We start from the raw sequence: 17,117 nt of genomic DNA, 5'->3' as shown, positions 1-17,117 counted from the left end.
CACGCCGGAAACGCGTCGGAGGCGGTGCAGACGGATGGGCGCGCCGCGTCGTGGATCGACGCGGCGCGGATGCGGCTTACTTGTCGTTGTCGCGCGCGTCGTCGGTGGCGGGCTTGTCCAGGCTGACCGAGTCGGCGTCGTCGTAGTCGTCGGACTCGATCTCCGGGGCGACGTGGCCGGCGTAGGTGGCCGCGGCCTCATCCGTCGGGACGACGCGCATGACGGCCAGCCGGTTCCAGCGGGTGACCACGCCGGTGGCGATCTCGACATCGACGACGTCGGGCGAGCTCGCGTCGATCACGGTGCCGAAGAGACCCGAGGTCAGCTGGACGCGGGTACCGGTGGACACCGAGTTCTGCATCTCCTGCATCTCGGCCACACGCTTCTTCTGCTTCCGCATCGACAAGAACATGAAGCCGGCCAGCAGGGCGAGCAGAAGCGGGAAGAGCAGAGCGTCCATGAGTGCGAGTCAGTCCTTTGGGTATCAGTGGGTACGGCGTGAGCGAGCGGCCTGTCCGGACGAATCCGGGCAGCATCAGCTCAGCTGTGCTCCACACAGTGTGCCACGTCTTGCGCGGAGCTCATCCCCGCAGGTGGTGCCGGTGTCCTCGACGGTCGTCGAAGATCCGGCTAGAGGTCGTCGAACAGCGTGTCGGCCGCCACGTCACGGGGACGCACCCCGAAGGTGGCGTTCATCGCACCGGCGGGCGGGGTGAGTCCGAGATGATGCCAGGCGGCGGCAGTGGCCACCCGCCCGCGCGGCGTCCGCGCGATCATGCCCGCGCGCACCAAGAACGGCTCGCAGACCTCCTCCACGGTCGCCGGCTCCTCGCCGACGGCCACGGCCAGCGTGGACACCCCGACCGGCCCCCCGCCGAAGGCGCGGATCAGGGCGTCGAGGACGGCTCGGTCCAGACGGTCGAAGCCGAGTTCGTCGACGTCGTAGACCGCGAGCGCCGCGCGGGCGACGTCCACGGTGATCGACCCGTCTCCCCTTACCTCGGCGTAGTCGCGGACCCGGCGGAGCAGCCGGTTCGCGATGCGGGGCGTGCCCCGCGACCGGCGCGCGATCTCGCCCGAGGCGTCGCCGCGGAGTTCCATGCCCAGAATCCCGGCCGAGCGGTGCAGCACCCGGACGAGTTCGTCGGGCTCGTAGAACTCCATGTGCGCGGTGAACCCGAACCGGTCGCGCAGCGGGCCGGTCAGCGACCCCGACCGTGTTGTCGCCCCGACCAGCGTGAACGGCGCGACGTCGAGCGGAATCGAAGTCGCTCCCGGGCCCTTGCCGACCACGACGTCGACGCGGAAGTCCTCCATCGCGAGGTACAGCATCTCCTCGGCCGGGCGCGCGATGCGATGGATCTCGTCGATGAACAGCACGTCGCCCTCGACGAGGTTCGACAGCATGGCCGCGAGGTCGCCGGCGCGCTCGAGTGCCGGACCAGAGGTCACCCGGATGGCGGCGCCCATCTCCGAGGCGATGATCATGGCCAGCGACGTCTTGCCGAGCCCGGGCGGTCCCGACAGCAGGATGTGGTCGGGGGTGCCACCGCGGCCCTTGGCCCCGTGCAGGACCAGTTCGAGCTGTTCGCAGACCCGCGGCTGGCCGATGAAATCAGCGAGTGACCGGGGACGGAGACCGGCGTCGAGGTCGCCGTCGGAGCGCACCGGCATCGCGCTCACGTCCCGGTCGTCGACGTCGTCCGGATCGCCGCCCATCTACGACGCCTTGCCGAGCAGTGACAGCGAGTGACGCAGCGCGGTGGACGCATCGGCGTCGGGATTCTCGGCCAGTACCGCCGTGACCGCCTTCTCCGCCGGACCGGCGGTGAACCCGAGCCCGACGAGCGCCTCGGCGACCTGCTCGCGAATACCGCCGACGACGGTCACACCGGTCGACGCCTCGCCCGTGGGCCGGTCCACCTTGTCCCGCAGTTCGACGCACAGCCGTTCGGCCACGCGTTTGCCGATGCCGGGTACCGAGGTCAGTGACTTGGTGTCCGATTCGGCGAGCGCGCGTCGCAACGCATCCGGCTCGAGGACTGCGAGGGTCGCCATCGCGAGTCGCGGGCCGACGCCGGTGACCGTCTGCAGCAGCGCGAACAGCGCACGGGCGTCGGGTTCGGTGAAGCCGTAGAGCGTCATGGAGTCCTCGCGGACGATCATCGAGGTCAGCAGCGTCGCCTCGTCGCCGCGGCGCAGCCGGGACAGCGTCGCGGGCGTCGCCAGCACGCGGTATCCCACTCCCCCGCAGTCGATCACGGCGTGGTCGAGCGCGATCTCGAGCACCGGTCCGCGGACTGACGCGATCATGCGCGACTCCCTTCTCGTGCCTGGGCCACCCGCGCGCGGTGCCGCGCCGCGGCCGCGTCGGCCTGCTTCTGTGCGGCTGCCATCCGCTCCATCATGGGTCCGCGCCAGCAATGACAGATCGCGAGCGCGAGCGCATCCGCGGCGTCGGCGGGACGTGGTTTGGTCTGCATGCCGAGAATCCGGGTCACCATCGCGGTGACCTGAGACTTGTCGGCCCGTCCGCTCCCGGTCACCGCCGCCTTCACCTCCGACGGGGTGTGGAAGCGCACCGGTACGTCGCGCTGGGACGCCGCGAGCGCGATGACGCCGCCGGCCTGCGCGGTCCCCATGGCCGTGGACACCTGGTTCTGCGCGAAGACCCGCTCGATGGCCACCACGTCGGGCTGGTGCACATCGAGCCAGTGACACGCGGAGGTGTAGATCGCGAGCAACCGCTCGGCGAGTTCCATGTCGCTGGGGGTGCGCACGACGTCCACGTCGAGGGCGGTCACCGTCCGTCCCCGACCCGACTCGACCAGCGCGATACCGCACCGGGTCAGACCCGGATCGACGCCCATGACGCGCACTCGTACCCTCCCAGGCATCGTGATCTGCGAACAGTTGTTCGAGATCTTATCGGGGAGGACGGACAAGTCCGGTGATCAACACACCGGGCGGGCGGCGGCTGTCAGTCGTTCTCGAGTTCGGCGAGGACCTCGTCGCTGATGTCGACGTTGCTGTAGACGTTCTGGACGTCGTCGGAGTCCTCGAGGGCGTCGATCAGCTTGAACACCTTGCGTGCGCCGTCGGCGTCCACCGCGACCTCGACCGACGCGCGGAAGCTGGCCTCGGCGGAGTCGTAGTCGATCCCGGCCTCCTGCAGCGCGCTGCGGACGGCGATGAGATCGCTTGGCTCGCTGACGATCTCGAAGGACTCGCCGAGATCGGTGACCTCTTCGGCGCCCGCGTCGAGCACGGCCATCAGGACGTCGTCCTCGGTCTGGCCGTTCTTCTCCAGCGTCACCACGCCCTTGCGGGTGAACAGGTAGGAGACCGAACCCGGGTCGGCCATGTTGCCGCCGTTGCGCGTCATCGCGGTCCGGACCTCGCCGGCCGCACGGTTGCGGTTGTCGGTGAGGCATTCGATGAGCACGGCGACGCCGTTGGGCCCGTAGCCCTCGTACATGATGGTCTGCCAGTCCGCGCCGCCGGCCTCTTCACCACCGCCGCGCTTGCGTGCGCGTTCGATGTTGTCGTTGGGGACCGAGGACTTCTTCGCCTTCTGGATCGCGTCGAACAGCGTGGGGTTACCCGCCGGGTCACCGCCGCCGGTCCGCGCCGCCACCTCGATGTTCTTGATGAGCTTGGCGAACATCTTGCCGCGCTTGGCGTCGATGGCCGCCTTCTTGTGCTTGGTGGTGGCCCATTTGGAGTGGCCGCTCATGTCCGTCGATTCCTTTCCCGGCGCCGGCACGTGCGGCGGGCCGTGGCCCGCATCCGGCGCACTCCTACCTGTATCCGGTCGCCCTGTTGGTGGTGCGCCCTGTTGGGTTGTTCCCGGCGTGCCGGGCTCGTGGTCTACCGCTGGTTCGGCACGATCTTACCGACGCACCATCTCCACGAAGTATTCATGTACGCGCCGGTCGCCGGTCACCTCCGGGTGGAACGACGTCGCGAGCACGTTCCCCTGGCGGACCGCGACGATCCGCCCGGCCGCCGGGCCGTCGGGAACACGCGCCAGGACCTCGACCTCCGGGGCGACGGACTCGACCCACGGCGCCCGGATGAACACCGCACGCATCGGCGCGGCACCCTCGGTGTCGGTGATCCCGGTGAACTCCAGGTCGGTTTCGAAACTCTCCACCTGACGCCCGAATGCATTGCGCCGCACCGTGACATCGAGGGCGTCCAGATGCCGTGCGTCGGGCCGGGTGTCGAGGATCGTGGAGGCGAGCATGATCATGCCCGCGCACGACCCGTACGCCGGGAGGCCGTCGGACAGCTTGTCGACCAGCGGGTCGAACAGGTCGAAGATGCCGAGCAGTTTGCTCATCGTCGTCGATTCACCGCCGGGGATGACGATTCCGTCGATCTCGTCGAGTTCGGCCGGGCGTCGCACCGCCACGGCGTCGGCGCCGGCCGCCTCGAGCGCGAAGACGTGCTCGCGCACATCGCCCTGCAGTGCCAGAACCCCGATCCGCGGCCGGTTGCCTTCGCTCACCGATCGGTCCGGGCGTGCTGGTCGTCGGGCATCACACGACCGGTGCGCGCCAGCCCCTCCTGGGTGACCGCCGCCACCAGGCGGCCCTGTCGATCGAAGATCCGTCCCTGGGTCAGCGCGCGACCACCGCCCGCCGACGGCGACGTCTGGTCGTAGAGGAGCCAGTCGTCGGCCCGGAAGGGGCGCATGAACCACATCGCGTGGTCGAGGGAGGCGACCTGCGGGTTGGACTCCGGATGGGGCACGCGCGAGGAGCCGAGCAAGGTCATGTCGCTCATGTAGGCGAGGGTGCCGACATGGAAGACGGTGTCGTCGGGCAGCCGATGGCGGTAGCGGAACCAGACTCGTTGTTGCGCAGCGAAATACGACGAGGTGACCATCATCTCCGGGGGCACGATGCGCAGATCGAAGTTGCGCCACTCCTTGAACACCGCGCGCTCTTCCTCGGCCAGCTCGTCGAGGCGGTCGGTGAGCTCGTCCGGTTGCGGCGCCGGCGGCATCCGGTCCTGGTGCTCGTAGCCCTGGTCGGTCCGTACATGGAACGACGCCGACATGGTGAAGATCGCCTCGCCGTTCTGGATGCCGGTCACCCGCCGGGTGACGAACGACCGTCCGTCGCGGATGCGGTCGACGAGGAACACCGCCGGACGATCCGGGTCACCGGGACGCAGGAAATAACCGTGGAGGGAATGAACGTCGAACTCGTCGGACACCGTGCGGGTCGCCGACATCAGGGCCTGGCCGGCGACCTGGCCGCCGAAGGTGCGCTGAAGGTGACTCGGGAACGCACCGCCGCGGTAGATGTCGGTCTCGATCTGTTCGACCTGGAGTATGTCCTCGATGGCTGCCACGCAGACCAGTATCGCGCACGGCGCCGGTGGGCACTCCCCTGCCCGCCGAAGCGCGGCCGGCGATCAGAGTTCGTCGAGGGTCATGATCCCGTCCTGGATGGCCCGGGCGACCAGCGATGCCTTCGTCGGGGCCGGACGGCCGATCTCGGCGTACTTGGCCCGGATCCGGGTGAGGTGGGTGTTCACCGTACCGAGCGAGATGTAGAGCTGCTGGGCCACAGCGGGTTTGGAGTCGACGAGCATCCAGGTGCGCAGGACCTCGACCTCGCGCGAGGTGAGATTCGGCTTGGCGCGGTCGGCCGTGGCCTCCGCGACCTCGGGGACCTCGGTGAGCGCGGGAACGGCGACCGCACGGTGCAGGTGGGGGTGTCCCGGACGATGGCCCAGGCCGAGCGGCTGACCCGCGCGCGGCGTCTGGATCTGGTGGCCGGGCAACGGCATCCGGCGAGCCGCCAGACGCGCCAGGGCTTCCTTCCGGCGGGCGATGGCCTCCGCGTCACGACGAGCGCTGACCGAGCGCAGGTGCTGGGGGGCCTGATGGGCGATCGCAGTCATGTGTGCTTCCTCTTCACTCATTCAACCGGTGGTCTTCCGGGTTCTCCCGGCGATGAGATGAAGATTATGGGCTGCGGCCCGGGTGGTCGATGGGGAGAACTCCCCTACCCGTGGGGAGAACTACCCACGGTGAAACCGCAGGTCAGCGACGTGCAGATGCGGCGGCTGACTCAGTCGGCCGCGTTTCGGGCCGCCTCGGCGTCGATGAGGGGGAGATCTTCTCGCGTGACGATGCGTGACGACACCGCGTACTCCACCAGTTTGGTCCGGCGGTTGCTCGCGAGTTTTCCGCCCCCACCGCGCATTCCGCTCACCCCGAGTTGATCGAGTTTGTCGCAGACGTTGTCGAGTTTGCGATTGAACTTGGTCAGCGGCCAGCCCAGCCGGCGCGCCGCCTGCGCCGACGACGGGATGGCACTCGAGCCGGTCCCCTCACGCCGCAGGATCTCCTCGGCCAGCACGATGATCAGCAGCTTCTGACTCTCCGTGAGCGTGGGCACGCCTTGCGTCGTGTGCCCGCCGCTGTATTCCGGACGCGTCACCGATTTCACCTGCGGTGCGCGGGCGAAGAGGCTCAGCTCGTAGGTCGTCGGGCCGGCGGTGAACACGATGGTCGTCTCACCGAAGACGAGCGGCATCCGCGCACCGGGGCCTAGGGTCGCCGAGAACCCGACGTCGCCCGCCGAGACGCTCGCCGACAGGTGCGTGCCGAGATTGGTGAGCCACCAGAGCCCGTTCTCGTTGTGTATCACCAGGAATCGGCGATGAAGATAGGGGTTGTCGTCGATGGACAGATCCGCTTCGCGGCCGATGAAGAACCGTCGGTCGGCGTCGAGCGCGATGCGCTCGCCGCAGTATTCGACGTAGGTCGCCCCGGCGTCCAGCGCGGCGTCGCCGGACTCTGCGGGGGATGTCTCGGCCCGGTCCTGACCCGTGGTCATCAGTCCTCCGATCAGCTCGGGTCGGGGGCCGGAGCAGCTCCGGCGGCCTCTCCCTGCGCCGAGTCGTCGAGCGCGGGCATCGTGAGGGTCGGCACCGATTCGTGGACACTCACGACGATGACGGTGACGTTGTCGTGCGCGCCGAGTGCCAGCGCGGCGTCGACGAGCCGCTCGGCTGCCTGCCGGGAGTCCTCCGCATTGCGCAGGATGTCACCGATCTCCTCGTCGGGCAGCTCCCCGGTGAGTCCGTCGGTACACAGCAGCAGCACATCCCCCGGGAATGCCGGCGTACTCGAGTAGTCGGCGACCGGGTCGACCATGCCCGCGCCGAGCGCACGCGTGATCACGTTGCGGCGCGGGTCGGTTCGGGCCTGCTCGGGCGTGAGGAATCCGGCGTCGATGAATTCCTGGACCTGCGAGTGGTCGGTGGTGAGCTGGTTGAGCGACCCGTTCTGGAAGCGATAGGTCCGCGAGTCGCCGATGTTGAGCACCAGCCAGTGCGGACTCTGCTCGTGGGTGACGAGCACGATGCCGGTGGCGGTGGTACCCGCGCGTCGCTCGGTCTCGGTGTCGATCTCGCCGATGCGCCGCTGGGCGGCGAGCAACAGATCGTCGAGTTGCAGTTGGGTCGCCTTGAGTTCACCCGCGCTGGTGGCCTCCGACAAGGTGAGCAGTGCGGCCTCGCTGGCCAGTTCGCCGCTGTCGTGCCCGCCCATGCCGTCGGCGAGCAGGTACATCCCCGGCAGCGCGAGTGCCGCGTCCTCGTTCGTCTCCCGGACTCGTCCCACATTGCACGCCGCGGACCACTCGAGCCGCAATTCACCCACGATGTGTGTGCCCGAGACCGAAGCGTCTCGAACGATGGTCGCCGCATCCATGATCAGCAGATACTACCGCCGCGAAGCCCCTGACCCGCCACGCATGTCGACTGTTCGGTCTCCGGCGTGTTGAGAAGGGGCCCCGCGGCGGGAGGCGGTCGGTCTGACCACCTACGATCCGGACAAAGCGGTCACCAGCCGCGCTCGGCGAGGCGGTGCGGCTGCGGGATGTCGTCGACGTTGATGCCGACCATCGCCTCACCAAGGCCGCGCGAGACCTTCGCCAGCACGTCGGGATCGTCGTGGAACGTGGTCGCCTGCACGATCGCCGCGGCCCGCTGTGCCGGGTTGCCCGACTTGAAGATCCCAGATCCGACGAACACGCCCTCGGCGCCGAGCTGCATCATCATCGCGGCGTCGGCCGGGGTGGCGATCCCGCCGGCGGTGAACAGGGTGACCGGCAGCTTGCCGGCCTCGGCCACCTCGACCACCAGCTCGTAGGGAGCCTGCAATTCCTTTGCCGCGACGTACAGTTCGTCCTTCGGCAACGAGGTCAGACGCCGGATCTCGTCGCGGATCTTGCGCATGTGGGTCGTCGCGTTCGACACGTCGCCGGTGCCGGCCTCGCCCTTCGAGCGGATCATGGCCGCGCCCTCGGTGATCCGGCGCAGCGCCTCACCGAGATTGGTCGCACCGCACACGAACGGCACCGTGAAGGCCCACTTGTCGATGTGGTTGCTGTAGTCGGCCGGGGTCAGGACCTCGGATTCGTCGACGTAGTCCACGCCGAGGCTCTGCAGGATCTGCGCCTCTACGAAATGACCGATGCGGGCCTTGGCCATCACCGGGATCGAGACGGCGGCGATGATGCCGTCGATCATGTCGGGATCGCTCATCCGCGACACCCCGCCCTGGGCACGGATGTCGGCAGGCACCCGCTCCAGAGCCATGACGGCCACCGCGCCGGCATCCTCGGCGATCTTCGCCTGCTCGGGGGTCACGACGTCCATGATCACGCCGCCCTTGAGCATCTCCGCCATGCCGCGCTTGACCCGGGCCGTGCCCTGGCCGACCTCGGGAACGGTCGCGCCGTTGTGACTCACTGAAGATCTCCTCGTGTCGCAGTCCCGACCTGCCGCGTTCGCGGCGGCGGTATGCCCACCAGTCTAGGTGAGGGGCCGAGGGCCCCTGACGAGGGATCAGTCCGCCTGGCCTGGGGTGACGCGCTCGATGATCTCGAAGTACTCCGGGGGTGCCGCGTGGCCGCCGAGCCGCAGCCATCGAACGGGCCGTCGTTGCGCGAGAGCCCTGGTGTCACGCACGGCGTCGTTGTAGAACCGACGCGCCATCATCACCCGCGTCTCGGCGTCGGCGAGTTCGACGACGAGGGCCGCGGACCGACGATTCGGGTCGGTGCGCGCCAGTGCGGCCGACAGCGCGTTCTCGGCGTCCTCACGTGCCGCCGGTGCGGCCCGCTCGGCGCGATCGGCCAGCGTGGCGAGCTCGCGCGCCTGAGCGGCGACGCCGTCGTCGACGGACGTGCGGGAGTTCGCGGCGCCGTCGCCGGCGATCATCTCCGCTGACACCGCACGCACGACCACCGCGCGCCGGTCGAGGTTCGATTCGAGCGCCTGGCGGGCGAGATCGACACGGACGTTGAGCCGGTCGAGGCGGTTGGCCGTGTGGTAGGCCCATCCCGCCACGAGCAGCACGGCCACCACGCCGAGGATGATCCAGGTGGCCATCAGTCCGACACCACGACCGGACCGGCTCCCACCGTGACGGTGTCGTAGACCCGGAGAATCTGGTCGGCCACCCGCGACCAGTCGTACTTGTCGGCCCGAATCCGTCCGGCGGCGACGAGATCGGCGCGCGCCTCCGGGTCGGCGAGGAGTTCGACGAGGCCGGCGGCGAGTTGATCGGGGGACCCCGTCTCGACGAGTCGCCCGGCCCGGCCGTCGTCGAGCACCCGCCGGAAGGCGTTCAGGGAGCTGGCGATCACCGCCGCCCCGGCCGCCATCGCCTCGACCAGGACGATGCCGAAGCTCTCGCCGCCGAGGTTGGGGGCGCAGTAGACGTCGGCGGAGGCCAGCGCCCGCGCCTTGGTCGCGTCGTCGACCTGCCCCAGGAACACCAGGTGTTCGGCGAGTGGACCCGCCCGCCGCCGCAGCGCCGCCTGGTTGCCGCCGCCGACGACCAGGACCCGCACGTACGGGAACCTCTCCACGACCGCGGGCAGTGCACGCATGAGCACGTCGATGCCCTTGCGCGGTTCGTCGAAACGACCGAGGAACAAGATCGTGCCGCCCGGGTGCGGATACCCCTCGAGGGGCTCGGCGTCGGCGAAGGACGCGACGTTGATGCCGTTCGGGATCTCGACGGCATCGGAGCCGAGTGACTCCATCTGCCAGCGACGTGCGAGCTCGGAGACGGCGATCTTGCCCGCGATCCGTTCGTGGTACGGCCGCAGGATTCCCTGGAAAACGCTCAGCCACAACGATTTCGAGGTGGCGGTGTGGAAAGTGGTGACGATGGGGCCGGAGGCCACCATCAACGACAGCATCGAGATGCTCGGCGAATTCGGTTCGTGGACGTGCAGGACGTCGAAGCCGTTCTCGGCGACCCAGCGACGCAATCGCAGGTAGCCCTTGGGACTGAAATTCACCCGGGAGACCGAGCCGTTGTACGGGATCGCCAGCGCGGGTCCCGCCCGGACGACGTACTCCGGCAGGTCGGTGTCGCGGCCGGCCGGGGCGAGCACGCTGACCTCGTGCCCACGGTCGAGGAAGACGTCGGCGAGTTCGGTGACGTGGGCCTGTACACCCCCGGGCACGTCGAAGGAGTAGGGGCAGATCATTCCGATTCGCATAGCACTCCCCTGGTCGTCGTCATGTCGGCGTCCCGTCCTGCTCGACGCGACCGCGTTGACGGTCGGTCCAGTCGCTCTCCCAGAGCGGCTGCAGCATGTGCCAGTCCGCGGGATGCGCGGCGATATTGACCGCGAAGGCGTCGGCGAGGGCCTGGGTGGCTGCTTCGATCCCGCCGGAGACGTCGATCGACTCACCGCAACACATCCGGGAGTACGGCGCCTCCTCGAACCAGTGATGAACCGGCAGCAGTGTCGCACCGGTTTCGATGGCCAGGCGCGCCGAGCCCGCGGGCATGCGGGTCCGTTCGCCGAAGAAGGTCACCGGCACCCCGTGCCGGGCGATGTCGCGTTCGCCGAGCAGGCACACAATGCCGCCGGCGCGGAGCCGGTCGGCCAGCAGTCCGAACGGAGGCTGTTCTCCGCCGCTGAGGGGGAAGATCTCGAACCCCAGCGATTCCCGGTAGGCGACGAACCGGTTGAACAGTGACTCCGGCTTCAGGCGTTCGGCTACGGTCGCGAACCTGCCGTAGTGGTGGACCAGCCAGACACCGGCCATGTCCCAGTTGCCGGTGTGCGGCAGCGCCAGGATGACTCCCTTGCCCCGGGCCAGCGCGGCGTCCAGTCGGGCCCGGTCCTCGTCGGGGAGCGCAACGGTGGACGTGACGGTCGCACGATCCTGCGTCGGCAGGCGGAACGCCTCGCACCAGTACCGGGCGTAGGAGCGCATGGCGTCGGCGACGAGGTCGTCGGGCACCTGCGCGGGTTCCACGCCCAGGACACGGGCCAGGTTGCGGCGCAACTGGTCCGGGCCACCGCCACGACGACCCGCGTAGCTGCCGGCACGGTCGAACAGACCCCGCGCCGCCCGTTCCGGAGCCCAGCGGACGGCGGCCCAGCCGGCCCGGTACCCGAGATCAGCGGCCATCGCGCCGAGATCGGTCATCGCTGTCCCGCGGGCGGGGTCTGACCGTCCGAGCCGGACGAGGGTTCGGCATCGCCGTTCTCGGCTTCTGCGGGCTCGGTGTCTGCGGGTTCCGAGGCGATGGGGATGAGGTCCCGCGCACCCGGCGACTGCGCGATCGACCACATCCGCTGCCCGACGGTGATGACACTGGCGACCGCGAGGAACCACATCGCGACGTGGATGGCCCACCACAGGCCGAGACCCGTGAGACCGGCGCCGACCAACACGATGATGAGCCGGTCCGGTCGTTCGATGAGACCGCCGTCGCCGTAGAGGCCGCTCGCCTCCGCGCGCGCCTTGGCATAGGAGATGACCTGCGAGGTCACCAGACAGATCAGGGTCGCGACGAGCAGCAGGTCGTGGGGTTCGGTGACCGCGCACCACCACGCCAGGCCGGCGAAGATGGCACCGTCGGCAACGCGATCACAGGTCGCGTCGAGAACCGCGCCGAATCGGGTTCCGCCGCCGCGGGCCCGGGCCATCGCGCCGTCGAGCATGTCGAACATCACGAACAGCCAGATGACCAGCGTGCCCCAGAACAGCTCCCCCATCGGGAACAGCGTGAGGGCGGCTGCGACGCCGGCCAGCGTGCCGATCACCGTCACCGAGTCCGGCGTCAGCCCGGTCCGCAGGAGCGCCCGACCCATCGGGAGGGTCACCTTCGAGACCGATGCCCGACCCAGAATGCTCAGCATCGCCGAGTTCCTCCCCCATCTCGCGCCGCGTCGTGGCTCAGCGCTTCCCGATCGCTCTCGTCTGACATCGCCTCACCTGATCGCACCGGCACCCGATCGCTCACAGCGGGGTCAGTCGTCCAGCCGTTGCCAGGCGGTGGCCAGCAGTCCGCGAGTGTCCCGGAGCAACTGCGGCATGACCTTCGTCTCGCCGACGATGGTGATGAAGTTCGCGTCGCCCATCCATCGCGGCACGATGTGCTGGTGGAGGTGCTCGGACAAGGAACCGCCCGCCGCGTAGCCGAGATTCAGACCCACGTTGAACGCGTTGGGGTTCGACACCGCCTTGATCGTGCGGATCATCCGCTGCGTGAACGTCATCAGTTCCGCGGACTCCGCGGCGGTCAGATCCTCGAGGTCGGCGACCTGCCGGTACGGCACCACCATGGTGTGCCCCGGGTTGTAGGGGTACAGGTTCAGCACCGCGTAGACGGTGTCACCACGCGCCACGATGAGACCGTCCTCATCGCTCATGGTCGGGATGTCGAGGAACGGGTGCCCCGTCTTCTCGGCCGGTTGCGGGTCGGCGATGTAGGTCATCCGGTGGGGACTCCACAGCCGTTGCAGGCGATCCGCCACACCGACACCCTCGTCCCGGATCTCGCCGGGCGCCTCACCGAACGCGGCGTCACTCATCGAGCGCTCCCGCCACCACGACCGTCTCCACCTCGCCGAGCGCGGCCTCGACCAACTCCTTGGTGGGCGACTCGTTGCGCCTGCTCCGGACCCACCCGACGATCACCGACACCGCATCGGCGACCGGCACGCCGTTGACCTGCGTGCCGTCGCGGAACCGGAAGCTCACCGCCCCGGCCTCGACGTCGCGTTCGCCGGCGAGCAGCATGAACGGCACCTTGCCGGTGGTGTGGTTGCGGATCTTCTTCTGCATGCGGTCGTCGGAGGCGTCGACCTCGGCGCGGACACCGGCGGCGAGAAGGTCGGCTGCCACGTCGTACAGATGCTCCTCGAACGCCTCCGCGACCGGGATGCCGACCACCTGGACCGGTGCGAGCCACGCCGGGAACGCGCCCGCGTAGTGCTCGGTGAGCACGCCGAAGAACCGCTCGATGGAGCCGAACTTCGCCGAGTGGATCATCACCGGCTGCTGCTTGGTGCCGTCGGCGGCGGTGTACTCGAGGTCGAATCCGGCCGGCTGGTTGAAGTCGTACTGGATGGTCGACATCTGCCAGGTACGCCCGATCGCGTCCTTCGCCTGAACCGAGACCTTCGGTCCGTAGTAGGCGGCACCACCCGGGTCGGGCACGAGGTCGAGACCTGATTCGACGCACACCTCTTCGAGGATGGCGGTCGCGGCGGCCCACTGCTCCGCGGAACCGATGAACTTCGGCGAGTCGTCACGGGTGGACAGCTCGAGGTAGAACTCGTCGAGGCCGAAGTCGCGCAGCAACCCGAGGATGAAGTCGAGCAGATGCTTGATCTCGTCCTTGGCCTGTTCCGGCGTCACATAGCTGTGCGAATCGTCCTGGGCGAACCCGCGGACGCGGGTCAGACCGTGCACGACGCCCGACTTCTCGTAGCGGTAGACGTGACCGAACTCGAAGAGCCGCAGCGGCAGTTCACGGTACGACCGTCCGCGCGACCGGAAGATCAGATTGTGCATCGGGCAGTTCATTGCCTTGAGGTAGTAGTCCTGCCCCTGGCGGGTGATCTCCCCTGCCTCGTTGCGTTCCTCGTCGACGTGGATCGGCGGGAACATGCCGTCGGCGTAGTACGGCAGATGGCCCGACAGGTGGAACAGATGTTCCTTCGAGATGTGCGGGGTGCCGACGTACTGGAAGCCGTTCTCGATGTGCTTCGCGCGGACGTAGTCCTCCATCTCGCGCTTGATGATGCCGCCCTTCGGGTGGAAGACCGGGAGTCCCGAGCCGAGCTCGTCGGGGAAGCTGAACAGGTCGAGTTCGGCGCCGAGCTTGCGGTGATCGCGCTTCTCGGCCTCCGCGAGCATCTCCAGGTGTGCGTCCAGCGCCTCCGACGATTCCCACGCGGTGCCGTAGACGCGCTGCAGACCGGCGTTGGCCTGATCGCCGCGCCAGTACGCCGCCGAGCTGCGGGTCAGCTTGAAGGCCGCGATGTACTTGGTCGTCGGGACGTGCGGCCCGCGGCACAGGTCGCACCAGATGCGTTCTCCGGTGCGCGGATTGAGGTTGTCGTAGACCGACAGTTCCCCGCCGCCGACCTCCATCACCTCGGCGTCGTCGGCCGCGCCCTTGTCGTCGATGAGTTCGAGTTTGAACGGCTCCCCGGCCAGTTCGGCGCGGGCCTCGTCCTTCGACTCGTACACCCGCCGCGAGAACCGCTGACCCGACTTGATGATCTGCTTCATCTTCTTCTCGAGGGCGGTGATGTCCTCGGGGGTGAAGGGTTCGGCGACGTCGAAGTCGTAGTAGAAGCCGTCCTTGATCGGCGGGCCGATGCCGAGCTTGGCCTCGGGGAACAGCTCCTGGACCGCCTGCGCGAGAACGTGTGCGGTGGAATGCCGGATCACGCTGCGGCCGGCCTCGGTGTTCGCGGCGACCGGTTCGACATCGGTGTCGGCGTCGGGTGCCCACGACAGGTCGCGGAGGTCCCCGCCCGCGTCACGGACGACGACGATGGCCTCCGGGCCCTTGTTGGGCAGCTCGGCCTCGCGCAGTGCGGTGCCCGCGGTCGTCCCAGCCGGCACACGGATCGTGGCGGGGCTGGTCACCTGGACGTCGTCGGGCACGGGGGCGCTCCTCGGGTTGGGGCGGACACGCGAAGACGCGTCCGGGTCGGACGTTTGCGACTCTGATGGTATCCGCGACGGGTCGTCGTGGAGTGCACCCCTACCTTGCGGCGTCGGAGATCAGCCGAAGATCGGACTCGCCAGCCAGCCGTAGTCGAGGCCGACCCACCCGGCGACGGTGTTGAGCGCGCCGAGAACCCAGAGGGTGGCGATGACGATGGCACAGGTTGCGAGCCAGAAGACGGCCTGTACCGACCAGTGTTGCCGACCGATCCAGTCCATCCAGGCGTCGTATTTCGCCCGCGCGAACTTCAGCAACCGGTGCGCCCAGTCGAACTCGGACGCCAGGATGCCCAGTCCGAGGAACACGATGAGCCAGCCCGGGCCCGGGTACGGGACCGCGACGATTCCGCACAGCAGGACGATCGTGCCGATGGTCCCGACCGCGATGCGGTACATGCCGTGCCACTTCGGGTTGCTTCGCACGACGTAGCGACGATGGCGTGCGCGGATGCGCAGGCGATGCCGGAGAGACCCGCGGTCCGCGTCGGCCGACGTCCGCGCGCCGCTCGGTGTGGACGTCTCGTTCACTCCGGATTCGCTCGCCCCCGGTGTCGGCATCGTCTCCCACCTCGTTCATTCGGCCCGCTGCGCACTTCGGCCCGGTGTTCGTCTCGGCCTGGAAAGTGACGTCCAGGCTACGCGATGCAGGTGTGGGCCTCCGGCGTCGGCAGGGTGGTCGAGCGGCGCCGTCGCCTCCGCCGCGCGCCGTCGATCAGAGTCGCGGACACGGTGACCGCGAGAAGCAGCGGATAGCAGCCCGAATACAGCACGACGAGCAGATCGCCCACGACAGAGTCGTCACCATTTCGCGGCATCATTAAAAGCCCCAACGCGATGGCGTGGTCGGAGGTCAGGTACGGCCCGCTGTCCCACCAGTGCCGCCACCAGGTGAACGTCAGCGTCGCCACGCCGGCCGGCGCGAGCCAGTACCACCACGTACGAGCCGTACTCCCCCGCCGCATCGCCAGATCCAGCGCGACGACGAACAGCGGCACGCACCAGACCCAGTGGTGTCCCCACGCGAAGGGCGAGACCGCACACATCGTCATCCCGACGATCGTCGCCGCGAGGACGTTGCGCGCATCGCGGTGGGCGACCACCGCGGCGAGCAGTCCGAGCGCGGCGACGACCAGCGCGAGCGGGAGCCACAGCCACGTCGGCGCGACGAAGACGGGCCCGCCGGGTGCGGGCTCGGCGAACCGCCCGATGTCGAAGTGGGACAGCATCTGTGACACGAATCCGCGCACCGACTGGTTGGCCGGCGAGTCGGCCCGGCCGATGCGTTCGGTGTCCGTGAGGTGGCGGGTCCAGTAGGCCCACGAGTCGGCGGGGACGGCGAGGAATCCGATCATCACGGTCGCCGCGAACGTCGCCAGCGCCGTGGCTGCCGCGCGCCACTGGCGGGTCACCAACAGGTAGACGACGGCGAACAGCGGTGTCAGTTTGATCCCGGCGGCGATGCCGATGGCGACTCCGCGCCACCGCGATGTCGTCGAGAGGAACACCAGGTCGACGAGGATCAGGGTCATCACCAGGAGGTTGACCTGTCCGAGCCAGATGGTGGTTCGGATGGGTTCGAGGGCGGTCGACGAGATCGCGAGCAAGGCGGCGAACGTGATCAGGCGACCGTCCGGCCGGTAGCGCAGGCTCCGAAGGCACATCCCGATCACGCCGATGAGCGCGGCGAAACCGATTGTCCACCAGACGATGTTGGCGACGGCCTCGGTGAGCAGAGCCAGCGGGACGAACACGACCGCGGCGAACGGCGGATAGGTGAAGTGCAGACGCCACAGGACGGGTGCGTCGTACAGCGGACCCGCGTCGAGCACGGTGGCCGCGCCCGCGCGGTAGACGCGGGCATCGGTGGCGTTCTCGAAGAGTCCGTAGAACGGGTTGGCGATGGGGAACGCCGCGACGTGCCAGGCGATCACCCCGACCGCGACGACGGCCGCCACGACGATCGCCGCCGTCGGGATCCGTGCGGGCACAGGACGAGACGACTCCGGCAGATCGACGGCAGTCTTCGCGGCCACGCGGCGAGCGTACGCCCTGTATGTGAGCTGCATCACGCGCAACGCCGTGGC

19 protein-coding genes are annotated in these 17,117 nt (G+C 68.8%); all 19 read right to left on the bottom strand.

The window, feature by feature from the left end:
- Nucleotides 1-76 precede the first annotated feature (76 nt).
- The 19 genes from yajC to GR168_RS10815 all read right to left on the bottom strand — a co-directional run bounded on the left by yajC (nt 77) and on the right by GR168_RS10815 (nt 17,066).
- On the bottom strand, nt 77-460 hold the full coding sequence (yajC, locus tag GR168_RS10905) for a preprotein translocase subunit YajC (protein ID WP_065632106.1): 384 nt from the start codon (nt 458-460) through the stop codon (nt 77-79).
- 170 nt (nt 461-630) lie between these two features.
- Nucleotides 631-1,719 (bottom strand): Holliday junction branch migration DNA helicase RuvB, encoded by a 1,089-nt coding sequence (ruvB, locus tag GR168_RS10900; RefSeq protein WP_058250271.1) that lies wholly within the window; start codon nt 1,717-1,719, stop codon nt 631-633.
- Nucleotides 1,720-2,313, bottom strand: coding sequence for a Holliday junction branch migration protein RuvA (gene ruvA, locus GR168_RS10895; RefSeq protein ID WP_065632105.1), 594 nt, complete (start codon nt 2,311-2,313; stop codon nt 1,720-1,722).
- The gene (gene ruvC / locus GR168_RS10890) at nt 2,310-2,879 is read right to left on the bottom strand and encodes a crossover junction endodeoxyribonuclease RuvC (protein WP_058250269.1); all 570 of its coding nucleotides are present in this window, start codon (nt 2,877-2,879) and stop codon (nt 2,310-2,312) included. The genes ruvA and ruvC overlap by 4 nt, the downstream gene beginning before the upstream one ends.
- A 101-nt stretch (nt 2,880-2,980) precedes the next feature.
- A complete protein-coding gene (locus GR168_RS10885; protein WP_058250268.1) occupies nt 2,981-3,736 on the bottom strand; it encodes a YebC/PmpR family DNA-binding transcriptional regulator in 756 nt (251 codons plus the stop codon).
- A 156-nt stretch (nt 3,737-3,892) separates the two neighbouring features.
- Nucleotides 3,893-4,513: a pyridoxal 5'-phosphate synthase glutaminase subunit PdxT gene (pdxT, locus tag GR168_RS10880; protein WP_137808769.1), complete on the bottom strand. Its 621-nt coding sequence runs from the start codon at nt 4,511-4,513 to the stop codon at nt 3,893-3,895.
- Complete coding sequence (locus tag GR168_RS10875; protein WP_065632103.1) at nt 4,510-5,364, bottom strand: acyl-CoA thioesterase II; 855 nt, start codon at nt 5,362-5,364, stop codon at nt 4,510-4,512. The genes pdxT and GR168_RS10875 overlap by 4 nt, the downstream gene beginning before the upstream one ends.
- A gap of 63 nt (nt 5,365-5,427) precedes the next feature.
- The gene (locus tag GR168_RS10870) at nt 5,428-5,919 is read right to left on the bottom strand and encodes a LuxR C-terminal-related transcriptional regulator (RefSeq protein WP_159370712.1); all 492 of its coding nucleotides are present in this window, start codon (nt 5,917-5,919) and stop codon (nt 5,428-5,430) included.
- Nucleotides 5,920-6,089: 170 nt separating this feature from the next.
- Nucleotides 6,090-6,860, bottom strand: coding sequence for an FHA domain-containing protein (locus GR168_RS10865; protein WP_058250264.1), 771 nt, complete (start codon nt 6,858-6,860; stop codon nt 6,090-6,092).
- An 11-nt stretch (nt 6,861-6,871) separates the two neighbouring features.
- Nucleotides 6,872-7,738, bottom strand: coding sequence for a protein phosphatase 2C domain-containing protein (locus GR168_RS10860; protein ID WP_058250263.1), 867 nt, complete (start codon nt 7,736-7,738; stop codon nt 6,872-6,874).
- A 131-nt stretch (nt 7,739-7,869) separates the two neighbouring features.
- The gene (gene pdxS, locus GR168_RS10855) at nt 7,870-8,781 is read right to left on the bottom strand and encodes a pyridoxal 5'-phosphate synthase lyase subunit PdxS (protein WP_058250262.1); all 912 of its coding nucleotides are present in this window, start codon (nt 8,779-8,781) and stop codon (nt 7,870-7,872) included.
- A 96-nt stretch (nt 8,782-8,877) separates the two neighbouring features.
- The gene (locus tag GR168_RS10850; RefSeq protein ID WP_159370711.1) at nt 8,878-9,423 is read right to left on the bottom strand and encodes an NUDIX hydrolase; all 546 of its coding nucleotides are present in this window, start codon (nt 9,421-9,423) and stop codon (nt 8,878-8,880) included.
- On the bottom strand, nt 9,423-10,547 hold the full coding sequence (locus GR168_RS10845; RefSeq protein ID WP_159370710.1) for a glycosyltransferase family 4 protein: 1,125 nt from the start codon (nt 10,545-10,547) through the stop codon (nt 9,423-9,425). Before GR168_RS10845 ends, GR168_RS10850 begins: the two co-directional genes overlap by 1 nt.
- Before the next feature lie 19 nt (nt 10,548-10,566).
- Entirely contained in the window at nt 10,567-11,490 is a 924-nt protein-coding gene (locus GR168_RS10840; RefSeq protein ID WP_068971775.1) for a phosphatidylinositol mannoside acyltransferase, read from the bottom strand.
- Complete coding sequence (pgsA, locus tag GR168_RS10835) at nt 11,487-12,206, bottom strand: phosphatidylinositol phosphate synthase (protein WP_068971774.1); 720 nt, start codon at nt 12,204-12,206, stop codon at nt 11,487-11,489. Before pgsA ends, GR168_RS10840 begins: the two co-directional genes overlap by 4 nt.
- Before the next feature lie 111 nt (nt 12,207-12,317).
- Nucleotides 12,318-12,881, bottom strand: a complete 564-nt coding sequence (locus GR168_RS10830) for an HIT domain-containing protein (protein ID WP_068971773.1) — start codon at nt 12,879-12,881, stop codon at nt 12,318-12,320.
- Nucleotides 12,874-14,970 (bottom strand): threonine--tRNA ligase, encoded by a 2,097-nt coding sequence (gene thrS / locus GR168_RS10825; RefSeq protein WP_159370709.1) that lies wholly within the window; start codon nt 14,968-14,970, stop codon nt 12,874-12,876. The genes GR168_RS10830 and thrS overlap by 8 nt, the downstream gene beginning before the upstream one ends.
- A gap of 120 nt (nt 14,971-15,090) precedes the next feature.
- The gene (locus tag GR168_RS10820; RefSeq protein ID WP_083229441.1) at nt 15,091-15,591 is read right to left on the bottom strand and encodes a TIGR02611 family protein; all 501 of its coding nucleotides are present in this window, start codon (nt 15,589-15,591) and stop codon (nt 15,091-15,093) included.
- A gap of 77 nt (nt 15,592-15,668) precedes the next feature.
- Nucleotides 15,669-17,066 (bottom strand): glycosyltransferase 87 family protein, encoded by a 1,398-nt coding sequence (locus GR168_RS10815; RefSeq protein WP_238995071.1) that lies wholly within the window; start codon nt 17,064-17,066, stop codon nt 15,669-15,671.
- Between the last annotated feature and the right edge of the window lie 51 nt (nt 17,067-17,117).

The sequence above is a fragment of the Gordonia sp. JH63 genome, assembly GCF_009856645.1.
GTDB classification, from domain to species: Bacteria; Actinomycetota; Actinomycetes; order Mycobacteriales; family Mycobacteriaceae; genus Gordonia; species Gordonia hongkongensis.
This window is presented reverse-complemented; position numbering and strand designations above follow the sequence as displayed.

Coding starts and splice junctions, on each gene's coding strand:
- GR168_RS10870 (WP_159370712.1), bottom strand. CDS start 5,919: ATGACTGCGATCGCCCATCAGGCCCCCCAGCACCTGCGCTCGGTCAGC.
- GR168_RS10865 (WP_058250264.1), bottom strand. CDS start 6,860: ATGACCACGGGTCAGGACCGGGCCGAGACATCCCCCGCAGAGTCCGGC.
- GR168_RS10845 (WP_159370710.1), bottom strand. CDS start 10,547: ATGCGAATCGGAATGATCTGCCCCTACTCCTTCGACGTGCCCGGGGGT.
- GR168_RS10850 (WP_159370711.1), bottom strand. CDS start 9,423: ATGGCCACCTGGATCATCCTCGGCGTGGTGGCCGTGCTGCTCGTGGCG.
- GR168_RS10820 (WP_083229441.1), bottom strand. CDS start 15,591: ATGCCGACACCGGGGGCGAGCGAATCCGGAGTGAACGAGACGTCCACA.
- ruvB (WP_058250271.1), bottom strand. CDS start 1,719: ATGGGCGGCGATCCGGACGACGTCGACGACCGGGACGTGAGCGCGATG.
- yajC (WP_065632106.1), bottom strand. CDS start 460: ATGGACGCTCTGCTCTTCCCGCTTCTGCTCGCCCTGCTGGCCGGCTTC.
- GR168_RS10885 (WP_058250268.1), bottom strand. CDS start 3,736: ATGAGCGGCCACTCCAAATGGGCCACCACCAAGCACAAGAAGGCGGCC.
- GR168_RS10830 (WP_068971773.1), bottom strand. CDS start 12,881: ATGAGTGACGCCGCGTTCGGTGAGGCGCCCGGCGAGATCCGGGACGAG.
- pgsA (WP_068971774.1), bottom strand. CDS start 12,206: ATGCTGAGCATTCTGGGTCGGGCATCGGTCTCGAAGGTGACCCTCCCG.
- ruvA (WP_065632105.1), bottom strand. CDS start 2,313: ATGATCGCGTCAGTCCGCGGACCGGTGCTCGAGATCGCGCTCGACCAC.
- GR168_RS10840 (WP_068971775.1), bottom strand. CDS start 11,490: ATGACCGATCTCGGCGCGATGGCCGCTGATCTCGGGTACCGGGCCGGC.
- GR168_RS10860 (WP_058250263.1), bottom strand. CDS start 7,738: ATGGATGCGGCGACCATCGTTCGAGACGCTTCGGTCTCGGGCACACAC.